The sequence below is a fragment of the Desulfopila inferna genome (assembly GCF_016919005.1).
Classification (GTDB): Bacteria; Desulfobacterota; Desulfobulbia; order Desulfobulbales; family Desulfocapsaceae; genus Desulfopila_A; species Desulfopila_A inferna.
Genome location: NZ_JAFFQE010000005.1, coordinates 135333 through 154164 on the forward strand (window position 1 = coordinate 135333; position 18832 = coordinate 154164).

An 18832-nucleotide genomic window follows, 5' to 3' on the forward strand; every position below is an offset into this window, starting at 1 on the left:
TGAAGGCCGTTGCTATGGGGTGGCGATCTCGTCATAGCCTCTGCCGAGGAACTGGACGATGCAAAAGCCATGGCCGAACGGATCCGACATGAGTGCCAGTTTTCCCCCCGGCTGTCAATGCACGCCTTACCGCAGCATCTATGTCGTCAACGACTATATCGAGGTGCACGGGGGTCCAGTGTCTTTGGTAGTTCCTCAGGTGGGGAGAGACGGGTGAAGCCTGGGTTCCGTCAGTCTTGAGCAGCAGATATATCGGAGTCGAGCCTCCGAGGAGTTCGACACCATCCACGCCAAAGCGGCGCCCTATGTGAAGTTCAAAGGCTGCGCAAAAGAAGTCGATGGCGCGATCGAGATCATCGACGTCGATGTTGACGAGAAGTTGCACGAGTGCATCCTCCTGCGATGCCTGACAGCTGGCCCGCTGCCCTGCGCTGTTGTGGATTCAACTTATAGCCGATGGTCAAGGTGACAGAACATTGCTTTAAAAGCCAGCCCTGACTTTACGCAGATTCCTTCCAATAAATCACCTAACAAAAAAATATTCTCTTCCAGGTGTTCTTTCAAGTTATTTTTGTTGTTTTAAAGTGCTGCAGCCCTCCAACTACGAACAGCTTCTATTCCCTTGGCACATTTGACAAAAAATCCTGTTCTGCCGTACAATAAATTTAGAACCATAATCATAACCTTTCAGCACTGTATCACAGCGAAGCTTCGACTAACCCAGCTGAGCTGGACTCTTTACAGCACCCCCTTGAGGGGCATAATAACCTTTAGACAGATTATTTCTTGCAAAAAAGCAAGAAGACAATCTGCAGGATACTAATCGGCAATTCTCATTTTCAGATTCCTCAGATGGTTTGAATCCGAATTCATTGCATTCGTAATCATTCTGATGTCATTTTCTGCAACGGCAATCTTTCTCACCCAATACGGCAACCTTGACTTACTTGTCGATAAGGAGACCCCATGGAAAATTACAAAAAGATTCTATTACCTGTAGATGGTTCTGAAAACTCAAAACTTGCCAAGAAACATGCCATTAACATCGCCAAACTTATGGATGCCGAGATCCTGTTGGCCTATGTTACCGGCCCGATTCCCGGCATCGTCACCGGCAAGGCAAAGGAAGAGGCTATCAAGGCTCAGAAAGAAGAAGCCGATCTTCTGCTTTCACCCTACAGAGATTATCTTCAGGCAAATGAAGTTACCTTCACTGAAGCTGTTGCTCACGGGTACAAACCCGGAGATGAAATATGCAGAATAGCCGAAAGGGAAGGTTGCGATCTGATAATTATGGGCTCAAGAGGACTCAACGATTTTAAAGGCATGGTGCTCGGCAGCGTGACTCATCGTGTCCTGTCGCATTGTCATCACATTCCGGTCTTTGTTGTACGCTGAACAAGATGATTTGTAATACAGAACCGGCTGGGGAGCTGCGGCCTGCTTCCCGGCCAATCCGCTGAGACCGGAGCCCCATGGACGGTGCGACAATAGTTTTCAAGCTCCTCGGAGGACTTGTTCTCTTCATGTTCAGCATCAGGATGCTGAGCGACACCATGAAGAGAGCTGCCGGGCCACGATTGAAACTCATTCTCGAGAAAGCTACAGCCACTCCCCTGGGCGGCATGTTCACCGGAACTCTGGTCACCTTTCTGGTGCAGAGCAGCAGCGTCACCGTGCTGCTTCTGCTTGGTCTGGTCAATGCCGGTGTTATGAAACTCAGGCAGGCAATATTCGTCATTCTCGGCTCTGAGATCGGCACAACCTTTACCGCCCAGATAGTTGCTTTCAAAGTAACCATCTTATTTTTTCCTCTGATCATAGTCGGTTTTATTCTACAGGCCTTTTTCCCAACCCGTGAGGGAATCAGGGATAGCGGCGAAATTGTATTATTTCTCGGCCTGGTATTTCTGGCCATGAAGATTATGGCGGACGGTGCTGCTCCACTCCGAGAGTATCCTCAAGTCATCGAGCTGATTATCCGTTTTGGAACATTTCCGCTTTTGGGCATCCTCATGGGTACGCTCTTCACTGCACTCACCAGCAGCAGCTCGGCGACGACAAGTCTGGTAATAGCCATGAGCATGGAGGGCGTTATTGATTTGTCGTCGGGGATTTCCCTTATCGTCGGCGCCAATATAGGAACCTGCGTCCTGGAGCTATTCGCCACCATCGGCACCGGGATTTCTGCCAAGCGCACAGGTCTGGCCCAATTCATAATCAACCTGACCGGCGCCCTGCTGATCTATCCGGTAATCGTACCGTTTGCCGATCTTATCTCGAAAACCGCCGACGTTATCCCAAGACAGATAGCCAATGCGCATACGATATTCAATGTTTCAGTGAGCTTTCTTCTCCTGCCGTTCTCCGGGATCCTTGTTTCCCTTCTGGAGAAGATAGTTCCCGGCAAGGAAAAAGACTTCCCCGATATTATGGCAAGTCTTGACAGTCATCTTCTCAAAGTACCGGCGCTTGCCTTATACAGAGCGGAGGAGGAAGTCTATAAGATGGTGACTATAACCGATGAAATGCTCAAGCTCGCCGGCAGAAAATTATTTTCTCAGGATAAAGGAGGAGGAAAAACTGTCAGGAAGTATGAAGAGAACATCGATTTAGCAACATATGCTGTGACGGAATATGTGCATCAGATAAGCACACTGCTCCTTTCCAACAGAGACAGGCTTAGAAAACGGGCAATTATCCATTCACTCACCGATATTGAACGGATTGCCGATCTTGCCGAAAATCTGGTTATTTATGCTGACCAGCCTGAGATCATTTTCTCTGAACCAGCCAGAAAAGATCTGCAGCACATTTTTGAAAATGCCACCATGGCCTACGATGCAGCAGTTCAAACTGTTCGTAAGAAGCGGAAGATTATACAGCTCGACGTGCCCGACATGGAAAACCAGGTGAACACCAGAAAAACGGAACTGCGCATGAAATACCTCAAACGTCAGGTGAAAAAAGGTGAAAAGACCGCTGTGGATGCTTTTTATCCCGCAGTTTTCAGGGATCTTGAACGGATAGGCAGCCATTCATTTAATATTATTGAGCACTTTGACACTCTGGACTGATTTTGTCTGATATTTGGCGCTGCCCCGCGGTTTGAAATTGTTTTTGACGGACTTACAATAACTGAAGAGTCTGATGATAATGATAAAATATCTGAGTCTTACTGCTGCATCACGGGAGGATTCTTCCAATGCCTGGAGTTACTTCTTTCGAGGAGCATCATCAGCGTTATGAGGCTTGGTTCGACCGACATGCAGTTGTTTATGTTTCCGAACTGCTTGCCTTGCGACCCTTTGTCCCTCTGGAAGGCCGGGGAATTGAAATCGGGGTGGGAAGTGGACGCTTTGCCGCACCGCTGGGTCTTCGCTTCGGCATCGATCCCTCACGGGCAATGCTTGACCTTGCTGCTGCACGGGGAATAACAACAGTTGCAGGCACCGCCGAGAATCTGCCTTTCAAGGCCGATAGCTTCGATCATGCCCTGGTCGTGACCACCCTCTGTTTTGTCGATTCTCCGACCAAAATGCTCGACGAAATCTCCAGGGTGCTCAAGCCCGGCGGACGTCTGGTCCTTGGTTTTATTGATCGGGAAAGTTCTTTGGGTCAATATTATCAGGCTCATCAGGTAAAAAGCGTCTTTTTCCGCGATGCCACCTTTTTTTCTGCCGGCGAAGTTGCCGAACTTTTATGCCATACGGGGTTTTCAATACACAGCTGGGGCCAGACACTCGAACATCCTTTGCCTGAGGTACGGGAAATTGAAGCTCTGCGCTCAGGTTATGGCCAATGCGCATTCGTGGTGGTCGCTGCAGCTAATCCAAAGGAATCAGGGTAGCTGCAATCTGCTGTCATCTTTCAATCATCAGGTAAAGGAGATCTACGAAAAAGAAGAGGAATCATAAAAAAGCTTGAATAGCAGAAGACTTCAGACAGGAAAAAAGGTAGATTGGCGCCTCGATGATTCTTTTCGTTCTGAATTTCTTTGTCTCAGGTTCTGAGAAGAAAAAATCTACCAAACCAAAAGTACCTAACCCAGCTGAGCTGGATAAGAACCTTTAGACAGATTATTTTCTTGTAAAAAAAACAAGAAAATAATCTGTAAGGTACTAACGTCTACCAGGTGAAACAATGAAGGATGCCCGACCCCGAAGCCGTGCCAAAACAGCTAAAAAAAAGAACACCGAATATATAGTAGAGAAAAAAGAAACCCTCCTGGTCAGCCTGCTAAGCCACCTGCCGCATAAGAGCCGCAACATTCTCAAGGCCGTACTGAAGGACAGGCAGGTTTCAGTTGACGGCAAACCTGTCACCCAGTTCGATTACGCTCTTGTGCCCGGCCAGCGTGTCGAGGTGAGCTGGACCAGAGCCGTACCGGTGCAGCAGCCGCGTGAGCTCAATATTATATTTGAAGATGAAAACATCATTGTCATCAATAAACCCGCAGGGCTCCTCACAGTCGCCACGGATAAGGAAAAACGTAAAACAGCCTATTCAATGCTGAGCGATTACGTTAAGAAGGAAAATTCCGAAAATAAAATTTTTGTCATCCACAGACTCGATCGGGAAACATCGGGACTGTTGATGTTTGCCAGAAACGAGAAAATCAAAGAACAGATCCAGGAAAACTGGGGTTCAACGGTGAGTCAACGCACCTATGTTGGTGTGGTAGAGGGCCGAATCGAGCAGCCGGAAGGAACAATTTCCTCATGGCTCACCGAGAGCAAGGCCTTCATCGTGTATTCATCACAGAATCCGCAATCCGGGAAAAAAGCCATCACCCACTATAAGACATTGAAGGCAAACAACACCTATACCATGCTGCAGATTAACCTGGAAACGGGGAGAAAACATCAGATAAGGGTGCATATGCAGGACATGAAACATCCTATTATCGGTGATAAAAAATATGGCTCAAGCGACAATCCCCTGCGCCGTCTCGGCCTGCATGCCCAGGTGCTGGCTTTTGTACATCCGTCAACCGGGGAACCGTGCCGCTTTGAGACGGGAATTCCTGAAAAATTTCAGCAGCTTTTTTCAGCATGACGGCCAGGAAAGCAGCAGCCATCCCTACTGCCTTGCATCCACCAATGCAAAACGGGGTCATGGTATCTCGCTTGAAGTATTGTAAAAGCTCTGCAGTGAAAAAATAAGAGACAATGACCAACAATTTTGTGCTGCGCAGCCTTCGCTATACTTTCCAGATCGGCGATTCACAGATGATTGCCCTGTTCGGGGCGGCGGGCTATCAGGTAACACGGCAACAAGTCAGTGACATGCTGAAAAAAGAGGATGACCCGGCATATCAAAAATGTTGGGACGCTGAACTGGCCGTTTTTCTTAATGGTTTCATTTCCTGGAAACGGCAACAAACAGAGCATCAGAGTCCCTCTCCGCAGCGGAAGCCCGAGCAACATCTGACCAATAATATTATTCTGCGGAAGCTGAAAATAGCTCTGGACCTGAAAGATGAGGAGATACTGGAGATTTTGACCCTGGCAGGTCTGCCGGTAAGCAAACCTGAATTAAGCGCTTTTTTCCGTAAACCCGGTCATAAGAACTACCGCGCCTGCAAGGACCAGATACTGCGAAATTTCCTCAAAGGCCTGCAGCTGAAATATCGACCTGAAAGCAATCACAACAGTGACTTTAAATGGAAAATGAAGAAATAGAAATACCATTCACATCTTGTTTCTTCCTGTTTCTCGATCAAAAATGGGGTTCTTCCATATTGAGCTTACCTGCAGTAAAAAAAAAGGTACTAAAATATACAAATATAACCTGAGATTCCTTTTGGCGGTTTTTTTTGGGGGGCTGGTCCACATGTGTTGCATGGTGATCTCTCCCTGACTGCGCCGCAGTCAAGTAATACTGAAACAATCAGAGTTGATGGACTCGTAAAAAGACCGGATCGACGTTGATGTAAACCTAGCTCTAAGTCTTTGATTTAACGTATAATATGCAATGCCAAATCACCGTTCCAGATAGTACGCCTGGTACAACGAGTTTTGTCAAAATCGGAGTTTATGCCCGTAGGACGCCTATCGCAGAGCTCATCTCAGCAACTCCGATGACTTTCGAGGTCATCAGAGTTGAAATACAACGGGCTGCAACGCATCTCATAGGAGACCCCCATGAGGCGCATGGATCCGGAAAAAATTTGTTGTAACAGGTGGGTCGTATAGCCGGTGGTTTTAACCACCGGAGACATTGCGGACACACGATGAGTCCTGAAAGGACGATGTTAATACTTCATCCAAAGAAGATCCAAAAGTAGTGGCAATCCACCTACAATGATATATCTTTCTCCACAAGCACAAACTATCGATATACTGACGGAACAATGAGGTCTACCCAAAAGGAGCCGAAAATGGTTGCCGACAATGCTATTATTCTTGACCAGGTACCCGATGCCCCAGTCAAAGATAAAGATTATCTCTTTTATCTTCACGGCCTGATAGTTGAAGAGGCCGGTATCCGCCCCAAAAGTGACGAGCATGGATTTTACGAATACCGGCTCATTCTTGAAGAACTGGCCGGGCATGGATTCATCGTTATCAGCGAGGCACGGCCGCAAGGGACTCAAATCAAACCTTATGCTGAAAAAATCGTCAATCAGATCAGAAAACTTCTGTCCCATGGGGTAGCGCCGGAAAAAATAACGGTGACCGGTGCGTCCAAAGGCGGCAGCATCAGCGCGTATGTGTCCGCCATGCTTAAGGAGAGAGACGTAAATTACCTGTTTCTGTCCGGTCTTTTTGAAAAAAATCTGACAGACGAAGATTTGAAATTGTACGGTAATGTCCTTTCTATCCATGACCGGGCCGATAAGCTGAAGATCGTCCCGTCACTCTACTTCCAACGGTCCGAGGGGCTGGGGAAATTTGAGGAGTTTGTCCTTGATCTTGATGTGGGACACGGTCTGATTTACAAACCCTACCCGGAATGGATCGACCCCTTTTTACAATGGCTCGGAAAATGATAAAGTATTCGCTATAAATGCCCCAAAAAAGAATTTATTTCCTCACTGCGAACAAATTTCATCCTGCACAAAACAGCTAGGAATAGAGGTGCATTCATGATAGGCTAAATATAAGGAAACCGGATCAACCTACTGACAGAATACTTTTTTTCAGGAATAGAGGAGGGAATATATGGAGGAGATTATTCACATCATTGTCCCCGTTGACCTCGAACAGCATACCGAGAAGCTTGTAAACTTTGCCATTGACATAGCCGGCAAGCTTGATTGCGAGATCACCTTTTTCCATGGAGTCGAGTATGCCGCCACGTCCCTGCCTTATATGGGAGAGATGGCCATGGGGAGTTTTTCATATGACGATTACACCTTTGCACGTGTCGATCAAGCCCGGAAAAAACTCGATGAGATTGTGAAGAAATGCGAGGGCAAATGCAAAAAATGCAGCAGCAAGGTAGCAACCGGTGACGTGGTCGATGAAATTATTGAATATGCAAAGGACCAGAAGTCCGACATGATCATCATCGGTACGCATGGCAGAAGAGCAATTGAAAAAATTCTCCTTGGCAGCGTCGCCGAACGCGTAATCAAAAGAGCTCACTGTCCCACTTTGGTGATGAATCCTTATCGCTAGGAAACAGCCTGAAACAAACTTTGGTGGCTTAGCGAAAAACTCACCGGGATCAAAGAGAAGTAGTCTGAAGATGGCGGCCTCTCCGGTGAGGATCAGCCGAACCGAAAGGACTGCCCCATCCTTATCACAGTCAGGTTTTAATCTCGATTTTTTTGGTCTTTTCGGATTCGGCGCCGGGCAGCTTGGGCAGAGATATCTTCAATACACCTTTTTTGAATTCAGCATCTACCTTATCAGAATCAACCTTGGCATCCAGAGGAATCACCCTGCGAAAGGAACCATAGGACATCTCGCGGTGATAATATTCCTCATCCTCCTCCTTCTTTTCTTCTTTTCTTTCCCCGCTGATGACAAGGAAATCATCTTCCAGCGAGACAGAAATATCTTTTTCATCCATGCCGGGGAGTTCGGCCGTTACTTTGATCTTTTTCGACGTCTCCTTGACATCGATACTCGGAGCAAAACGTGATAACGGCTCATCCAGTACTCCTAAGGGAGAAAGATCAAGGCCGCTGTAGAATTCATTGAACATCCTATTCATTTCCCGTTGCAGACTTGTCATATCGTCCCAACCTGCTCCTCTTCCCGTCAGTGCTCCTCCTCTACCCCGCCTTGCCGGTAAAAATCTTGATAATGCCATTTTTTTTACCTCCTTTGTCTTGTCTCCAATAACCACAAATCGCCACCCATACCCACACCAGATACGCAGATGCTTCACTTCATGGATTTAGAGATACAAATAATGCGCCATTCTTATATCTGGATTTAGTGAAACGGCCCAGCATAGCATGACAAATTATCAACACCACAAGAACTTATTCATATTTAAGCCTTACAAAAAAAGACACCGCAAGAAGACAGATCTTCTCATCCTGCATCCCTCAACCAGCCCGGAAAAATCAGCAGTCTCTCGGACAGGAAAAATCCTGTCACGCAGGAATACTCCTCTTTCCTAGCGACTTCGAAGGCCCTCACTCTAAAGGCACAGCTTATTGATGCGCTCCTGGGATGTAACACTCAGGCTTCGCAGGTTTGGTTGTCCCCCGACATGCAGGCCCTGACAAAGCAGTTACAACGTCCCTATCGGCAGAATTTCATTCAATACTTTACAAAGCTGGAAAGTGATGGTCAAAGTAATCGTATTGCATTATGGTGATTCCGTCTCCGGCAGGACAAAGGGTTCTGCCGAATTTTATCAGATCCGGTTGGGAGCAGGTATGAGAATTGTAATATATGGCGCCACCGAAGCAGGCTATATGGCGGCGCTTCGGCTGAGCAACGATCATGATATTACGCTGATTGACGAACAGGAACAACTGCCGGAAAAATTCAGCGACCTGGACATCAATTATGTCAGCGGCAGCGGCGCAGATGTGGCCGCGCTCGAGCGGGCGGAGGCCTCTAATGTCAACCTGTTCATTGCCTGTTCCGATCTTGATGAAGCCAACATCGTGGCTTGCTGGACCATAAAGCGGATCAAGAACATTGAGACAATCTGTTTTGTACGCACCATCAACCTTTACAAAAACCTCTTATTTTACCGGCAAAGCGCCTATCGAACACCATATGATATCGATACGGTCATTTGGCCCGAACTGCTGCTGACCCAGGATATTTTCCGGATAGTATCGGTGCCAGATGCCATCGATGTCGAGTATTTCGCTCAAGACAGCACCAAACTGTTCGAGTATCGCATCAAGAAGGATTCGATCATTCTCAATAAACGAATCATGGACTGCGATTTTCCTACTGACGTCATCATAGTCGGCATTACCAGGGATAACACTTTGTTCATTCCCGATGGCTCAACCATAATCAGAAATAAAGACAAAGTTGTCTTTATCGGGACCGGTCCGGCGCTGGATATCCTCGCAGCCAGATTCTTCAGGAAAAGCAGCGCCATCAAAAAGGTCGCCGTTATCGGCGGCGGCAGTGTAGGCTTTCTTTTAACGGAAAAGCTCGAACAGGCGGGAATCCAGGTAACCCTGATCGAGCACGACAGGGAACGCTGTTCGTTTCTCGCCGACAACCTGCGCAGAAGCCTGGTTCTTCATGGCGACGGCACCGATTTTGAGCTGCTCGAAAATGAGGCCATAGGTGAGGTCGATGCGGTTATCTGCGTTACCAATAACGATGAAAAAAATCTTTTATGCTCACTTCTGGTCAAACAGCTCGGCTCCGCCAGAATCATCACCAGGGTCGGCAACGTCCAGACGGCTCTTCTGTTTGATCGGGTCGGCATCGATGTTGTGGTTTCTCCGCGTGAATCGGCGCTGAAAGAACTTCTGAACCGGGTACAGGCAAGTGATGTCGACATCCTGGCCCTGGTCGAAGGTGGCCAGGGAGAGGTATTGCAGATCAACCTGGCCGAAGACTTTCCCCGAACCCGAATCATCGATGTGCAATTTGGCGCCAAGGCGATTGTAGGCACCATCCAGAGGGGCAGACAGATAATTATTCCTCATGGAGAGACCACGCTGCAGGGCGGCGATCTCTTAAAGATATTTACCATGGCAGCCGATGCCGACACCGTTAAAAGGATGTTCAGCAAATGAAAAGTGTCCATATATTTTCTGCGCTGGGTATCATCCTTGTTGCTTTTGGTTCCATTATTCTCTCCCCGGTGGTTGTTGCCCTGCTTGAAAAGGATTACCTTTCAATATATCCGTTTGGCATCGCCTCTGCCAGTGCCATAGTGTGTGGTCTGCTGCTGCAGAAGGCTGGGGGGTTTTTGCGGAATTTCGACACACTCAAGCGCAATGAAGGCATGTTGATTGTTGCGTTGGCCTGGATTACCACCGCGGCCTTTGGCGCTATTCCCTACTTGTTCTTTGGCCTGCATCCGTTGAATGCCTTTTTTGAGTCGGTTTCGGGGATAACCACCACCGGTGCCACCGTGCTGACCGATTTTTCCCTGTATCCCAAATCTTTCTTCTTCTGGCGCAGTCTTACCCAGTGGCTGGGGGGCATGGGTATTATCGTTTTATTTGTTGCCATTCTGCCGCAGTTCAAAATCGCCGGCCGCCAGATGTTCTTCGCCGAGGCGCCCGGTCCGACCGAGGAAAAGGTCACCCCTCGCATCAAACATACGGCAACGGCTCTCTGGCTTGTCTATTTCTCTCTCACCCTGATCGAGATTGCATTGCTTAAAATCGCTGGGATGCCGCTGTTCGATGCGATATGCAATTCACTGTCGACCATGGCGGCCGGAGGTTTTTCTCCTCACCCGCAATCAATAATGGGATACCAAAGCTCGACAATCACCTGGATCGTGATCTTTTTTATGCTTCTTGCAGGTTCAAACTTTGCCCTACAATACCGAATGACGGCACGGCGCAGGCCGCTGGCGCTTCTGGGCAGTGAGGAATTCCGCTGCTATGCCTTCTTCATTCTGGCCGGCTCCATATGTCTGGCCCTGCTGTTGTTCTTCCTTGGCAATATGGTAATCGGTGATGCCATCCGCGACAGTCTGTTCCAGATTATCTCCATAATTACCACAACCGGCTTTTCTTCTGCGGATTTCGCCATATGGGCGGTGGCGGCCCAGACGATCCTGTTTGCCTCTATGCTGATAGGCGGCTGCGCCGGATCTGCCGGTGGCGGGGTGAAGGTTGTTCGGGTGCTGCTGGCCGGGAAGTATTTACGCAGGGAAATTGTGCAGATCGTCCATCCACGAATTGTCATGCCGATCAAGATCGACCGCAAAACGGTACCGGAGAATATTCAGCTTCAGGTGCTTGGCTTTCTCTTCTTCTATGTATTGCTTATGACCCTTTCCGCATTTATCGTCACCGCTATTGAAGGCAATCCTTCAATCGGCCTGGTCGGCACGGCGGCAACCATCGGCAATATCGGTCCGGGTTTTGGTGAAATCGGTCCTATGGCAAGTTACGACCATCTCTCCAGCGCTACAAAAATGATTTTCATTATCAACATGATCGTCGGACGCCTGGAGTTGATTCCCTTTCTGGCCATGCTTCATCCTGATTTCTGGAAATTCAGAAAATAGCATTTGATCCCGTTGACCTATGTCGAGGCACTTCCGTCAATCCGGACTCGTCAGTCTGTTTTTCCATTTACCGGAAGGACGGCAGAAGAGATCATCAAGGGCTTACCAGACTTGAAACAACCATATTGCGCCCGCTCTGTTTAGCCGTATAGAGATTGATATCGGCCTTTTCCAGAATCGATTCAGGCCGGAATTCATTGGTCAGCCTGGCTGTCGCCAAACCGATGCTGATGGTAATATGATCGGCGATCCCCGAATATTGATGGGAGATATTTAATTCTTCTATGGACAGACGGATACGATCGGCAACCAGATTGGCGGAGTCCCTATCGGTATCCGGGAAGATCATGACAAATTCCTCACCTCCGTAACGAGCAACCAGATCGGCCGGTCTTTTCACCGAATTGTGTAATACCCTGGCAATAGCCTGCAAGGTACGGTCGCCCATGGCATGACCGTAATGGTCGTTGTACTGCTTGAAAAAATCGACATCCGCCATACCGATGGAAAGAGGGCTTCTGTTACGGATTGCACGAAGGCACTCGTTCTTAAAAACCTCCTCGAACCTGCGCCGGTTGGGGATCTCCGTCAAGCCATCCAGGTAGGCCAGTTGGTCCAGCAGCCGGTATTGATGAACGATGCGCAGATGATTGCGCACCCGCATCTCCACTATCGGAGGTGAAAAAGGTTTGGTTATATAGTCCATCGCCCCCAGCTTCAGTCCATGTTCTTCGTCTTCCATGGAATTCAGAGCGGTGACGAAAATTACCGGAATTGCATTGGTTCGGTCATTATCCTTGAGGCATTTAATGACTTCATACCCGCCCATATCGGGCATCATTACATCAAGCAGAATAAGATCAGGCGGATTTTCTCCGAAAGCGTGCTTTAATGCCTGCGCTCCACTTCTGGCAAGAATTACCGAATGTTCATTTTTAAGGAGATCGGCCAGGACTTTGAGGTTCATCTTCTCATCGTCCACTATCAGAATACGGGCTTTCTTCTCTTCAATTACCATGGGCGCCTCAACCTTTTTGCCGTTGTAACCGATGTAACAGGTCAGTTGCCAACTCCGCCGCCTCCTCGAAATCTATGTCGTCAATCATTGCTTCGATCTCCGCCATAGCCTCCTCATGCCCGCACCCTGCCAGCATCTCCTTCATTTGCTGAAAATGCTCTTCGGCTGCAAGTTCTCCATGCTCCAGCAGATGAATAAGATGCTTCGCTTTTGCCCTGATCTCAGACAATCCATAATCACCACTGCGGGAAGTTCCTCCGGCGTCCTCAAACTCCTCCGGCAGCAGGGCTAAAGAGGAAAGCACCTTGTTCAAGGCATCGATCAGCAAAGGAAGTTTATGCGTTGCCGATTCCCGGTTTTCCTCGATCAGAACGATTTCCAGTTCACTGGCTTCTTCAAATATTGACTGTGCGCCTATATAGCCGGCAACTCCTTTCACCGTATGGACATGCTCATATATCCTGGCCCAGTTTCCTGCTATGGACAACTCCTGCAAAGTCCCCGGCAGAGTGGAAAAGCTTTTCTTGAAATCCTTCAGCATCCTCAGGAACAGTTCGGAGTTATCGCCGAGCCGGCGAATGGCCTTATCCTTATCAATTCCAGCAAGCGTCGGCACAACGATTTCGCCCTTAATCCGTTCAGCAGCCCGGTTATCCTCCGTCGGTAAACTTCTTTCGCATTTGCCGGGTATCCACTCCTTCAGAGCTTTGTACAGCAAGTCCGGATCAATTGGCTTGTTGATATGATCATTCATACCGGCGGCCAGGCTTTTTTCGCGGTCCCCCGCCATTGCATGAGCCGTCATGGCAATAACCGGCAGATCCTTCAGCTCACTGTTTTGGCGAATCCTGCGGGTTGCCTCCAGGCCATCCATCACCGGCATCTGAATATCCATGAGAACAAGGTCGAAGGACTTTTCCGCAAGAACATCCAGGCACTCATGACCGTTATCGACGATTTCCACCTGCATACCGGCATTTTTCAGAAAGGCGGCTCCGACCTCCTGATTGATATGGTTATCGTCAACCAGCAGGATGCGGGAACCCCGAATCGTATCAAGTTCGAGGATGGCGGCGGTATCTTTCCTAGATATCCGTGGACCGTCAACAGAAGGAATTCTGAGAATTTGCAGAAGCGTATTGTAAAGCACCGAGCCGTATACAGGTTTGAGAAGAAAGGCATCCATGCCGACCTTGCCGGCCTCGACATATGCCTCTTCACGGCCGTTGGCTGTGACCATCAGCATCGCCGGAACCTTGGCCAGAGACGCATTAGCCCGTATTCGTCGGGCTGTTTCAATGCCGTCTATCCCTGGCATCACCCAGTCGAGCAGGACCACATCATAGGGTTTACCCGCCTTGACGGCCTCTTCCAGTCGAACTATGGCGGAATGGCCATCCTGAACACTGTCCACCTCCATATTGATGGCCGAAAGCATCAAGCTCAACACATCGCGGGCGGCTTTGTTGTCATCGACGACGAGGGCACGCAGGCCATCAAAGGATTCGGGCATGCGGGTCTCGGGGAAAGTTTTTGCGCTGGTTAGCCGGAGTCGAACCGTGAACAGAAAATTCGAACCCTCTCCCGGCAGGCTTTCCACCCAGACACGGCCACCCATCATCTCGGTGAGTTGTCTGCAGATAGTCAGCCCCAATCCGGTTCCGCCGAATTTTCTGGTTATCGAATCATCCGCCTGACTGAAGGCGCTGAAAAGATTTTCGACCTGCTCCTTCTCCAGGCCGATACCGCTGTCCCGTACGCTGAATTTCAATGCTATGGTCTCTTCCCTCAATTCTTCCACGGTGACGGTAACAACCACCTCTCCGCGCGCAGTAAACTTTACCGCATTACCGGCAAGATTCATCAGTACCTGGCCGAGGCGCAGAGGATCGCCAACGAGGGTCTGGGGCACCTGGGGCTCGACATGAAAAAGGAATTCCAACCCCTTTTCTTCGGCCTGCATGCCTATGACGTTGACGACATTGGCAAAGACATCATCTATATTGAAAGGTATCGACTCAAGCTCCAGTTTGCCTGCATCGATTTTGGAAAAATCGAGGATATCATTGATAAGCCCCAGCAGGGTTTTGGCAGAACCGAGGATTTTATCGGCATAATTGCGCTGCTGGGGGTCGAGTTCGGTCTTTTGCAGAAGCTGGGACATGCCGATGACGCCATTCATCGGTGTTCGTATCTCATGGCTCATGCGTGCCAGGAAAGCCCCTTTTGAGGCATTGGCGGACTCGGCGATATCACGGGCCTGGCGCAACTCATATTCAAACTGCTTATGCGCGGAGAGATCCATGGCGGTAAACAGATACCCCTTCATTCGTCCTTCGGAATACAGGCCGGTAATCGACAGATTTACCTCGAGGTATTTACCATCGTGGCATTTATAGAGCCACTCCTGTCCGCGAGTTTGTTTCTCTTTAACATACTGAGCGAAGACATTCATACCGGTAAGGGAGGATTCGACGACGCCGCTGACTTCATTGCCGTAGTTTTCAACCTCGTCTTCAAGATGCAGAGAAAGGATATTAACCTTGCCCACCATATCTCTTGCTTTATATCCCAGCAGCGTTGAGGCTCCGCGGCTGAACAGCTGGATAGTACCATCAAGATCGGTTGCAATGATAGAAAGCTGGGTGGCTGCATCGAGAACGGCCTGACGCTCGGAATCGGCAATCTGGAAACGACGCAGCATCTGCTCGGTCTGCTCAAACTGTTTAACGACGAAGTCCGATGTTATATCAGCTGCTTCACGGGCAACTTTTATCTCCTGACGGAGCATCTCGTTCTCGGCCTGCAGTTCATGCAAACTTTTTTCCATCGACTTTTCCTTTAATGACATTGCTCGGCAGCGGCTCCCTTCACAGCAATATTCATGCTCATCTCCGCAGCCTTTTTTACAACATGGTCATTAAATTCGCCTTCAAATCCTACCAGAAACACCTCATCGACCATATCTTTTTCACAAACCCGGGGGAGCACTGCAAGCACATAGGCCAACCCGAGATCATGGCCGAAATGGACGTCGGCCACACTGCTGGTAATAGTTTCCCGGTCAAGTAAAACGAGAGTGCCTGCTTCGGCAAAACCCGAAACAGTGTCGACGAAGACTACCCGGCCGCGTGCTTCAAGCAGGGGCAGCAGATTAAGTCCGGCAGTGCCGCCTTCAATAATCTCTATTCCAGCCGGAAGGCACCGCGTCAGCAAATCGTCGAAGACAGCGGGACCGAAAGCGTCCTTAGGCAGAAGCCTGTTACCTATGCAGATGATGCGGCTCTTCATTGGCCTCCAGCCTGCATGACTATCTTTTTTTCCGAATTGCATGAACTGCACAGACGAGGCATGGATCGAAAGATCGAATGACATGACCTGCCTCCACAGGATGTTTCACATCCCTGATGGGTGTATTGATGAGCGCTTCTTCCCAGGCGCCGCGATTACCCTCGCTATCTCGGGGAGAACCGTTCCAGGATGAAGGCGTAATGACCTGATAGTGGGTAATTTTGTCTCCTTTGATTCTGACCCAGTGGCCAAGGGCTCCGCGGGCTGCCTGGATCAGACCGGCACCTTCACCGTCGGGGATTCCGCTGACCTTGTGGTAAAAATCAGCGTTGCAGTTGGCAACAAGCTCCTCAAACCAGACCATCATCGAGGAGAATATTCCGGCAGGACGGGTAAGCCGAGCCAGTTCACGGATTAGAGTATTGGGGCCTCCCCGCTGGATTATATCCCTGTAGAGCTGATTTCCGCCGATAATTTCCTCGGCCAGAGGACCTGTTTCAATCACTTTGCCTCGGTAACGTGGCGCTTTTACCCACGAATAGAGTTCCCCTCCCATTCCGGAGGCATACGGGGTTGTTTTTCCTTTAAAGGGATGAAGAGGCTCATCCTCCTTCTCAAACCAGGAATGGGAGATATCTTCTGTTATTTCCCGTGGGTCGAATTGAAATGTTTCGAGGTCAGTGGCAAAACCCGCGGCTGTCAGTCTTCCCCCAGTCCCTGCAACGGTTGTGTCTTCAGGTAAAGTCAGATTACCATAGCTGAGGTAACGGTTGGGACCGCGACCGGTGCTGTCGAGACCGGCCTGGCGGGCAAAACGGATGAAAAAGCCAACCTCGCTGTTCCTGTGGCTGTTTTTTTCCTCAAGCCACTCATCCAGCTCGGCTTCCGTGGATATTTGCTGCCAGCGCTCGACGGAACAGCCCAGGATGAAGCGTTCATACCAGCTCTGGAAATGACGGAGAATCATGCGACATTGCATAATCTTGGAGGTATCGGGCATTGAGGTCACGCCGCCCGGGACCATAAAGGAGGTGTGCGGCCACTGCCCGCCAATGATCCCGACAATTTCAATCAGCCTTTTAGTCTCGCGGATTACTTCTATTGCGGCACTGCCCTGAAGAGGAGCATAACGCTCAACCGCCTCCTGCCCCAAAGGATGGTTACCATAAGCCTCCCGGTTGGCGAAATCCACCATGAACATCAGGATAGCCTGACGAACATCACTCTGAATTGTTTCAACCATCAGGGCGAGATTCCTCAACCTGCGGGCATTATCCGGAGGCTTTACTCCGGTAATGGCATCAAGGGCCTCGACTGCGGCGGTCAAATGGGTCAGACTGCAGATACCACAGATGCGAGGTGTTATAACGAGCCCGTCCAGAGCCCCGCGACCAAGCATCATTGCCTCAAAACCACGATACATGGTGCCCGAACTCCAGGCTTGGGTGATCACACCGTCTACTACTTCGACGTTAATCTCAAGATCACCCTCTGCTCTGTTGAGCGGTATGTTGACGTTCTTTGTAATTTTCGACATATACGTCCTGTTACCAACTACACTTTTGATGTTCTCTGCTGCAGCCGCTCCGGTGCGGCAGCAGCTGCCATTCCCTTATACACCATATAATGAGCACGATTGACTCCGATAGGCAGCGAAAGGGGTATGCCTTCGATATTAGGTGTTTGAAAAAACGGAGTAGACCTGGGAAACTCGGGATCTGTACAGCCGAAACAGGGAACACCGGCTCGCGGCTTCGAGGATTGTCGGTTCCACAGCAGTTTGTTGCAGGGCCCAGGAACCAGAGGTCCGGCACAGCCCATATGAAAAAAAAGACAACCCAGCTCCCCGAAATCCGATTCTTCCACGCGGTATTCATGATATTCGTTGCGTGTGCATCCCTGATGAACCATGGTGCTGTACCATTCCAGCGGCCGCTGATATTTATCAAGTTCCAAGGGGACGCCGGTGGCAAGAGCACTGATTGCACCCTGAATCACATCATGATGACAGGGACAACCCGCCAGGTTAATCACGGGAAGACCGGCTTTAGAGAGAAACTTTTCTCCAAGAAATCCACCTCGTTTTCTCTTGGAAAACTGCAGCCCGGTTGCCTCGATGATATGATCGGCACCAAAACCACCGAAACCGGCACAGGTGCCCAAGGCTACAACAACCTCAGCTTTGGCAGCCAGAAAATTTATGAGTTCTTTTTTGGGGCGACCATCCTTGGTATTGAACATGCCTGTACCGGCAGGTCCGCAGATCACCGAACCTTCGACAATCAGCAAATCCAGAGGCTGGTTCCCGGTTATAATCTCATCAATCAATTGTTTGTGGTCCGCAGGACAGATGTTGGACAGTGATGGATGCCACAAAAGCTCGATATCGAGGGCCGTAAACAATTCAACAATATTAGGAAATTCACTGCTAAGAAAAGAATAAGTATCTCCTCCACATCCGCCGCCCTGAAGCCAATATGCCGTTGTCACCTGGTGCCTCCAATCCTTCTTTTCAGGAACTTATTTACTCAGTTAAACATATGGTATTTAAATAAAAAAAAAACAATGGACCAAAATAGTTGGGCCTAGACCATCCCATCTATGAATCTATAGGAGAAATGCTCCTGAGTGTCAACGTTATTCCAACGTTGCTCCGGCTCTCCCCTTGCAACCAGGAAGGACATTATCACCGTCATGTTTGCTGGACTTGTAAAATGTTGCCACGATGTCTCAGCTGGCTAGATAAAGAGTTCAATATACAAGGCAATACGGGGGATCTGGATTTTTATGACGCCATCACGCTTAAAATTATGGAAAAAATACTATAAATAAGATAATTTCAGAGAATCCGGTATTTGCGGACAGATTCAGAATGTATTTTTCAACGCT

At 49.1% G+C, this 18832-nt stretch carries 15 protein-coding genes and 1 pseudogene; 9 read left to right on the forward strand and 7 right to left on the reverse strand.

Features of this window, described 5'->3' with window-relative positions; all coding sequences use genetic code 11:
• Positions 1-12: 12 nt before the first annotated feature.
• A pseudogene (locus JWG88_RS13615) lies at positions 13-385 on the reverse strand (VOC family protein).
• A gap of 581 nt (positions 386-966) precedes the next feature.
• On the opposite strand from JWG88_RS13615, the gene JWG88_RS13620 reads away from it, so the two are divergent.
• From JWG88_RS13620 to JWG88_RS13650, 7 genes are all read left to right on the forward strand, one after another.
• Positions 967-1398 carry a universal stress protein gene (locus JWG88_RS13620; protein WP_205234341.1) on the forward strand — a complete coding sequence of 144 codons (432 nt, stop codon included), beginning with the start codon at positions 967-969 and terminating at the stop codon, positions 1396-1398.
• 77 nt (positions 1399-1475) lie between these two features.
• Entirely contained in the window at positions 1476-3077 is a 1602-nt protein-coding gene (locus JWG88_RS13625; RefSeq protein WP_205234342.1) for a Na/Pi cotransporter family protein, read from the forward strand.
• A 128-nt stretch (positions 3078-3205) separates the two neighbouring features.
• The gene (locus tag JWG88_RS13630; RefSeq protein ID WP_205234343.1) at positions 3206-3850 is read left to right on the forward strand and encodes a class I SAM-dependent methyltransferase; all 645 of its coding nucleotides are present in this window, start codon (positions 3206-3208) and stop codon (positions 3848-3850) included.
• Between the two features lie 293 nt (positions 3851-4143).
• Positions 4144-5058 (forward strand): RluA family pseudouridine synthase, encoded by a 915-nt coding sequence (locus JWG88_RS13635; protein WP_205234344.1) that lies wholly within the window; start codon positions 4144-4146, stop codon positions 5056-5058.
• Between the two features lie 113 nt (positions 5059-5171).
• Positions 5172-5684: a YehS family protein gene (locus JWG88_RS13640; RefSeq protein ID WP_205234345.1), complete on the forward strand. Its 513-nt coding sequence runs from the start codon at positions 5172-5174 to the stop codon at positions 5682-5684.
• A 698-nt stretch (positions 5685-6382) separates the two neighbouring features.
• Positions 6383-6994 (forward strand): alpha/beta hydrolase family protein, encoded by a 612-nt coding sequence (locus tag JWG88_RS13645; protein WP_205234346.1) that lies wholly within the window; start codon positions 6383-6385, stop codon positions 6992-6994.
• A gap of 172 nt (positions 6995-7166) precedes the next feature.
• Entirely contained in the window at positions 7167-7625 is a 459-nt protein-coding gene (locus tag JWG88_RS13650) for a universal stress protein (RefSeq protein ID WP_205234347.1), read from the forward strand.
• 130 nt (positions 7626-7755) lie between these two features.
• On the opposite strand, the gene JWG88_RS13655 is transcribed toward JWG88_RS13650, so the two are convergent.
• On the reverse strand, positions 7756-8265 hold the full coding sequence (locus JWG88_RS13655) for an Hsp20/alpha crystallin family protein (protein WP_205234348.1): 510 nt from the start codon (positions 8263-8265) through the stop codon (positions 7756-7758).
• 577 nt (positions 8266-8842) lie between these two features.
• On the opposite strand from JWG88_RS13655, the gene trkA reads away from it, so the two are divergent.
• Positions 8843-10180 carry a Trk system potassium transporter TrkA gene (gene trkA, locus JWG88_RS13660; protein ID WP_205234349.1) on the forward strand — a complete coding sequence of 446 codons (1338 nt, stop codon included), beginning with the start codon at positions 8843-8845 and terminating at the stop codon, positions 10178-10180.
• Positions 10177-11634: a TrkH family potassium uptake protein gene (locus JWG88_RS13665; RefSeq protein WP_205234350.1), complete on the forward strand. Its 1458-nt coding sequence runs from the start codon at positions 10177-10179 to the stop codon at positions 11632-11634. Before trkA ends, JWG88_RS13665 begins: the two co-directional genes overlap by 4 nt.
• 94 nt (positions 11635-11728) lie before the next feature.
• On the opposite strand, the gene JWG88_RS13670 is transcribed toward JWG88_RS13665, so the two are convergent.
• From JWG88_RS13670 to JWG88_RS22080, 5 genes are read right to left on the reverse strand one after another with little or no spacing between them, the layout of a single operon-like run.
• Positions 11729-12652 (reverse strand): diguanylate cyclase, encoded by a 924-nt coding sequence (locus JWG88_RS13670; protein ID WP_205234351.1) that lies wholly within the window; start codon positions 12650-12652, stop codon positions 11729-11731.
• A gap of 7 nt (positions 12653-12659) precedes the next feature.
• Positions 12660-15482 carry a response regulator gene (locus JWG88_RS13675; RefSeq protein WP_205234352.1) on the reverse strand — a complete coding sequence of 941 codons (2823 nt, stop codon included), beginning with the start codon at positions 15480-15482 and terminating at the stop codon, positions 12660-12662.
• Between the two features lie 11 nt (positions 15483-15493).
• Positions 15494-15943, reverse strand: a complete 450-nt coding sequence (locus JWG88_RS13680) for a hydrogenase maturation protease (RefSeq protein ID WP_205234353.1) — start codon at positions 15941-15943, stop codon at positions 15494-15496.
• A gap of 19 nt (positions 15944-15962) precedes the next feature.
• Positions 15963-17480, reverse strand: a complete 1518-nt coding sequence (locus tag JWG88_RS13685; RefSeq protein ID WP_205234354.1) for a nickel-dependent hydrogenase large subunit — start codon at positions 17478-17480, stop codon at positions 15963-15965.
• A gap of 17 nt (positions 17481-17497) precedes the next feature.
• Positions 17498-18433: an NADH-quinone oxidoreductase subunit B family protein gene (locus JWG88_RS22080; RefSeq protein ID WP_205234355.1), complete on the reverse strand. Its 936-nt coding sequence runs from the start codon at positions 18431-18433 to the stop codon at positions 17498-17500.
• Positions 18434-18832: the final 399 nt, after the last annotated feature.

Bases quoted from the DNA above. Each gene is read 5' to 3' on its own strand.
- JWG88_RS13685 (WP_205234354.1), bottom strand. From the start codon at position 17,480: ATGTCGAAAATTACAAAGAACGTCAACATACCGCTCAACAGAGCAGAG.
- JWG88_RS13675 (WP_205234352.1), bottom strand. From the start codon at position 15,482: ATGGAAAAAAGTTTGCATGAACTGCAGGCCGAGAACGAGATGCTCCGT.
- JWG88_RS13630 (WP_205234343.1), top strand. From the start codon at position 3,206: ATGCCTGGAGTTACTTCTTTCGAGGAGCATCATCAGCGTTATGAGGCT.
- JWG88_RS13620 (WP_205234341.1), top strand. From the start codon at position 967: ATGGAAAATTACAAAAAGATTCTATTACCTGTAGATGGTTCTGAAAAC.
- JWG88_RS13670 (WP_205234351.1), bottom strand. From the start codon at position 12,652: ATGGTAATTGAAGAGAAGAAAGCCCGTATTCTGATAGTGGACGATGAG.
- JWG88_RS13655 (WP_205234348.1), bottom strand. From the start codon at position 8,265: ATGGCATTATCAAGATTTTTACCGGCAAGGCGGGGTAGAGGAGGAGCA.
- JWG88_RS13640 (WP_205234345.1), top strand. From the start codon at position 5,172: ATGACCAACAATTTTGTGCTGCGCAGCCTTCGCTATACTTTCCAGATC.
- JWG88_RS13625 (WP_205234342.1), top strand. From the start codon at position 1,476: ATGGACGGTGCGACAATAGTTTTCAAGCTCCTCGGAGGACTTGTTCTC.
- JWG88_RS13635 (WP_205234344.1), top strand. From the start codon at position 4,144: ATGAAGGATGCCCGACCCCGAAGCCGTGCCAAAACAGCTAAAAAAAAG.
- JWG88_RS13680 (WP_205234353.1), bottom strand. From the start codon at position 15,943: ATGAAGAGCCGCATCATCTGCATAGGTAACAGGCTTCTGCCTAAGGAC.
- JWG88_RS13665 (WP_205234350.1), top strand. From the start codon at position 10,177: ATGAAAAGTGTCCATATATTTTCTGCGCTGGGTATCATCCTTGTTGCT.
- JWG88_RS13650 (WP_205234347.1), top strand. From the start codon at position 7,167: ATGGAGGAGATTATTCACATCATTGTCCCCGTTGACCTCGAACAGCAT.
- trkA (WP_205234349.1), top strand. From the start codon at position 8,843: ATGAGAATTGTAATATATGGCGCCACCGAAGCAGGCTATATGGCGGCG.
- JWG88_RS13645 (WP_205234346.1), top strand. From the start codon at position 6,383: ATGGTTGCCGACAATGCTATTATTCTTGACCAGGTACCCGATGCCCCA.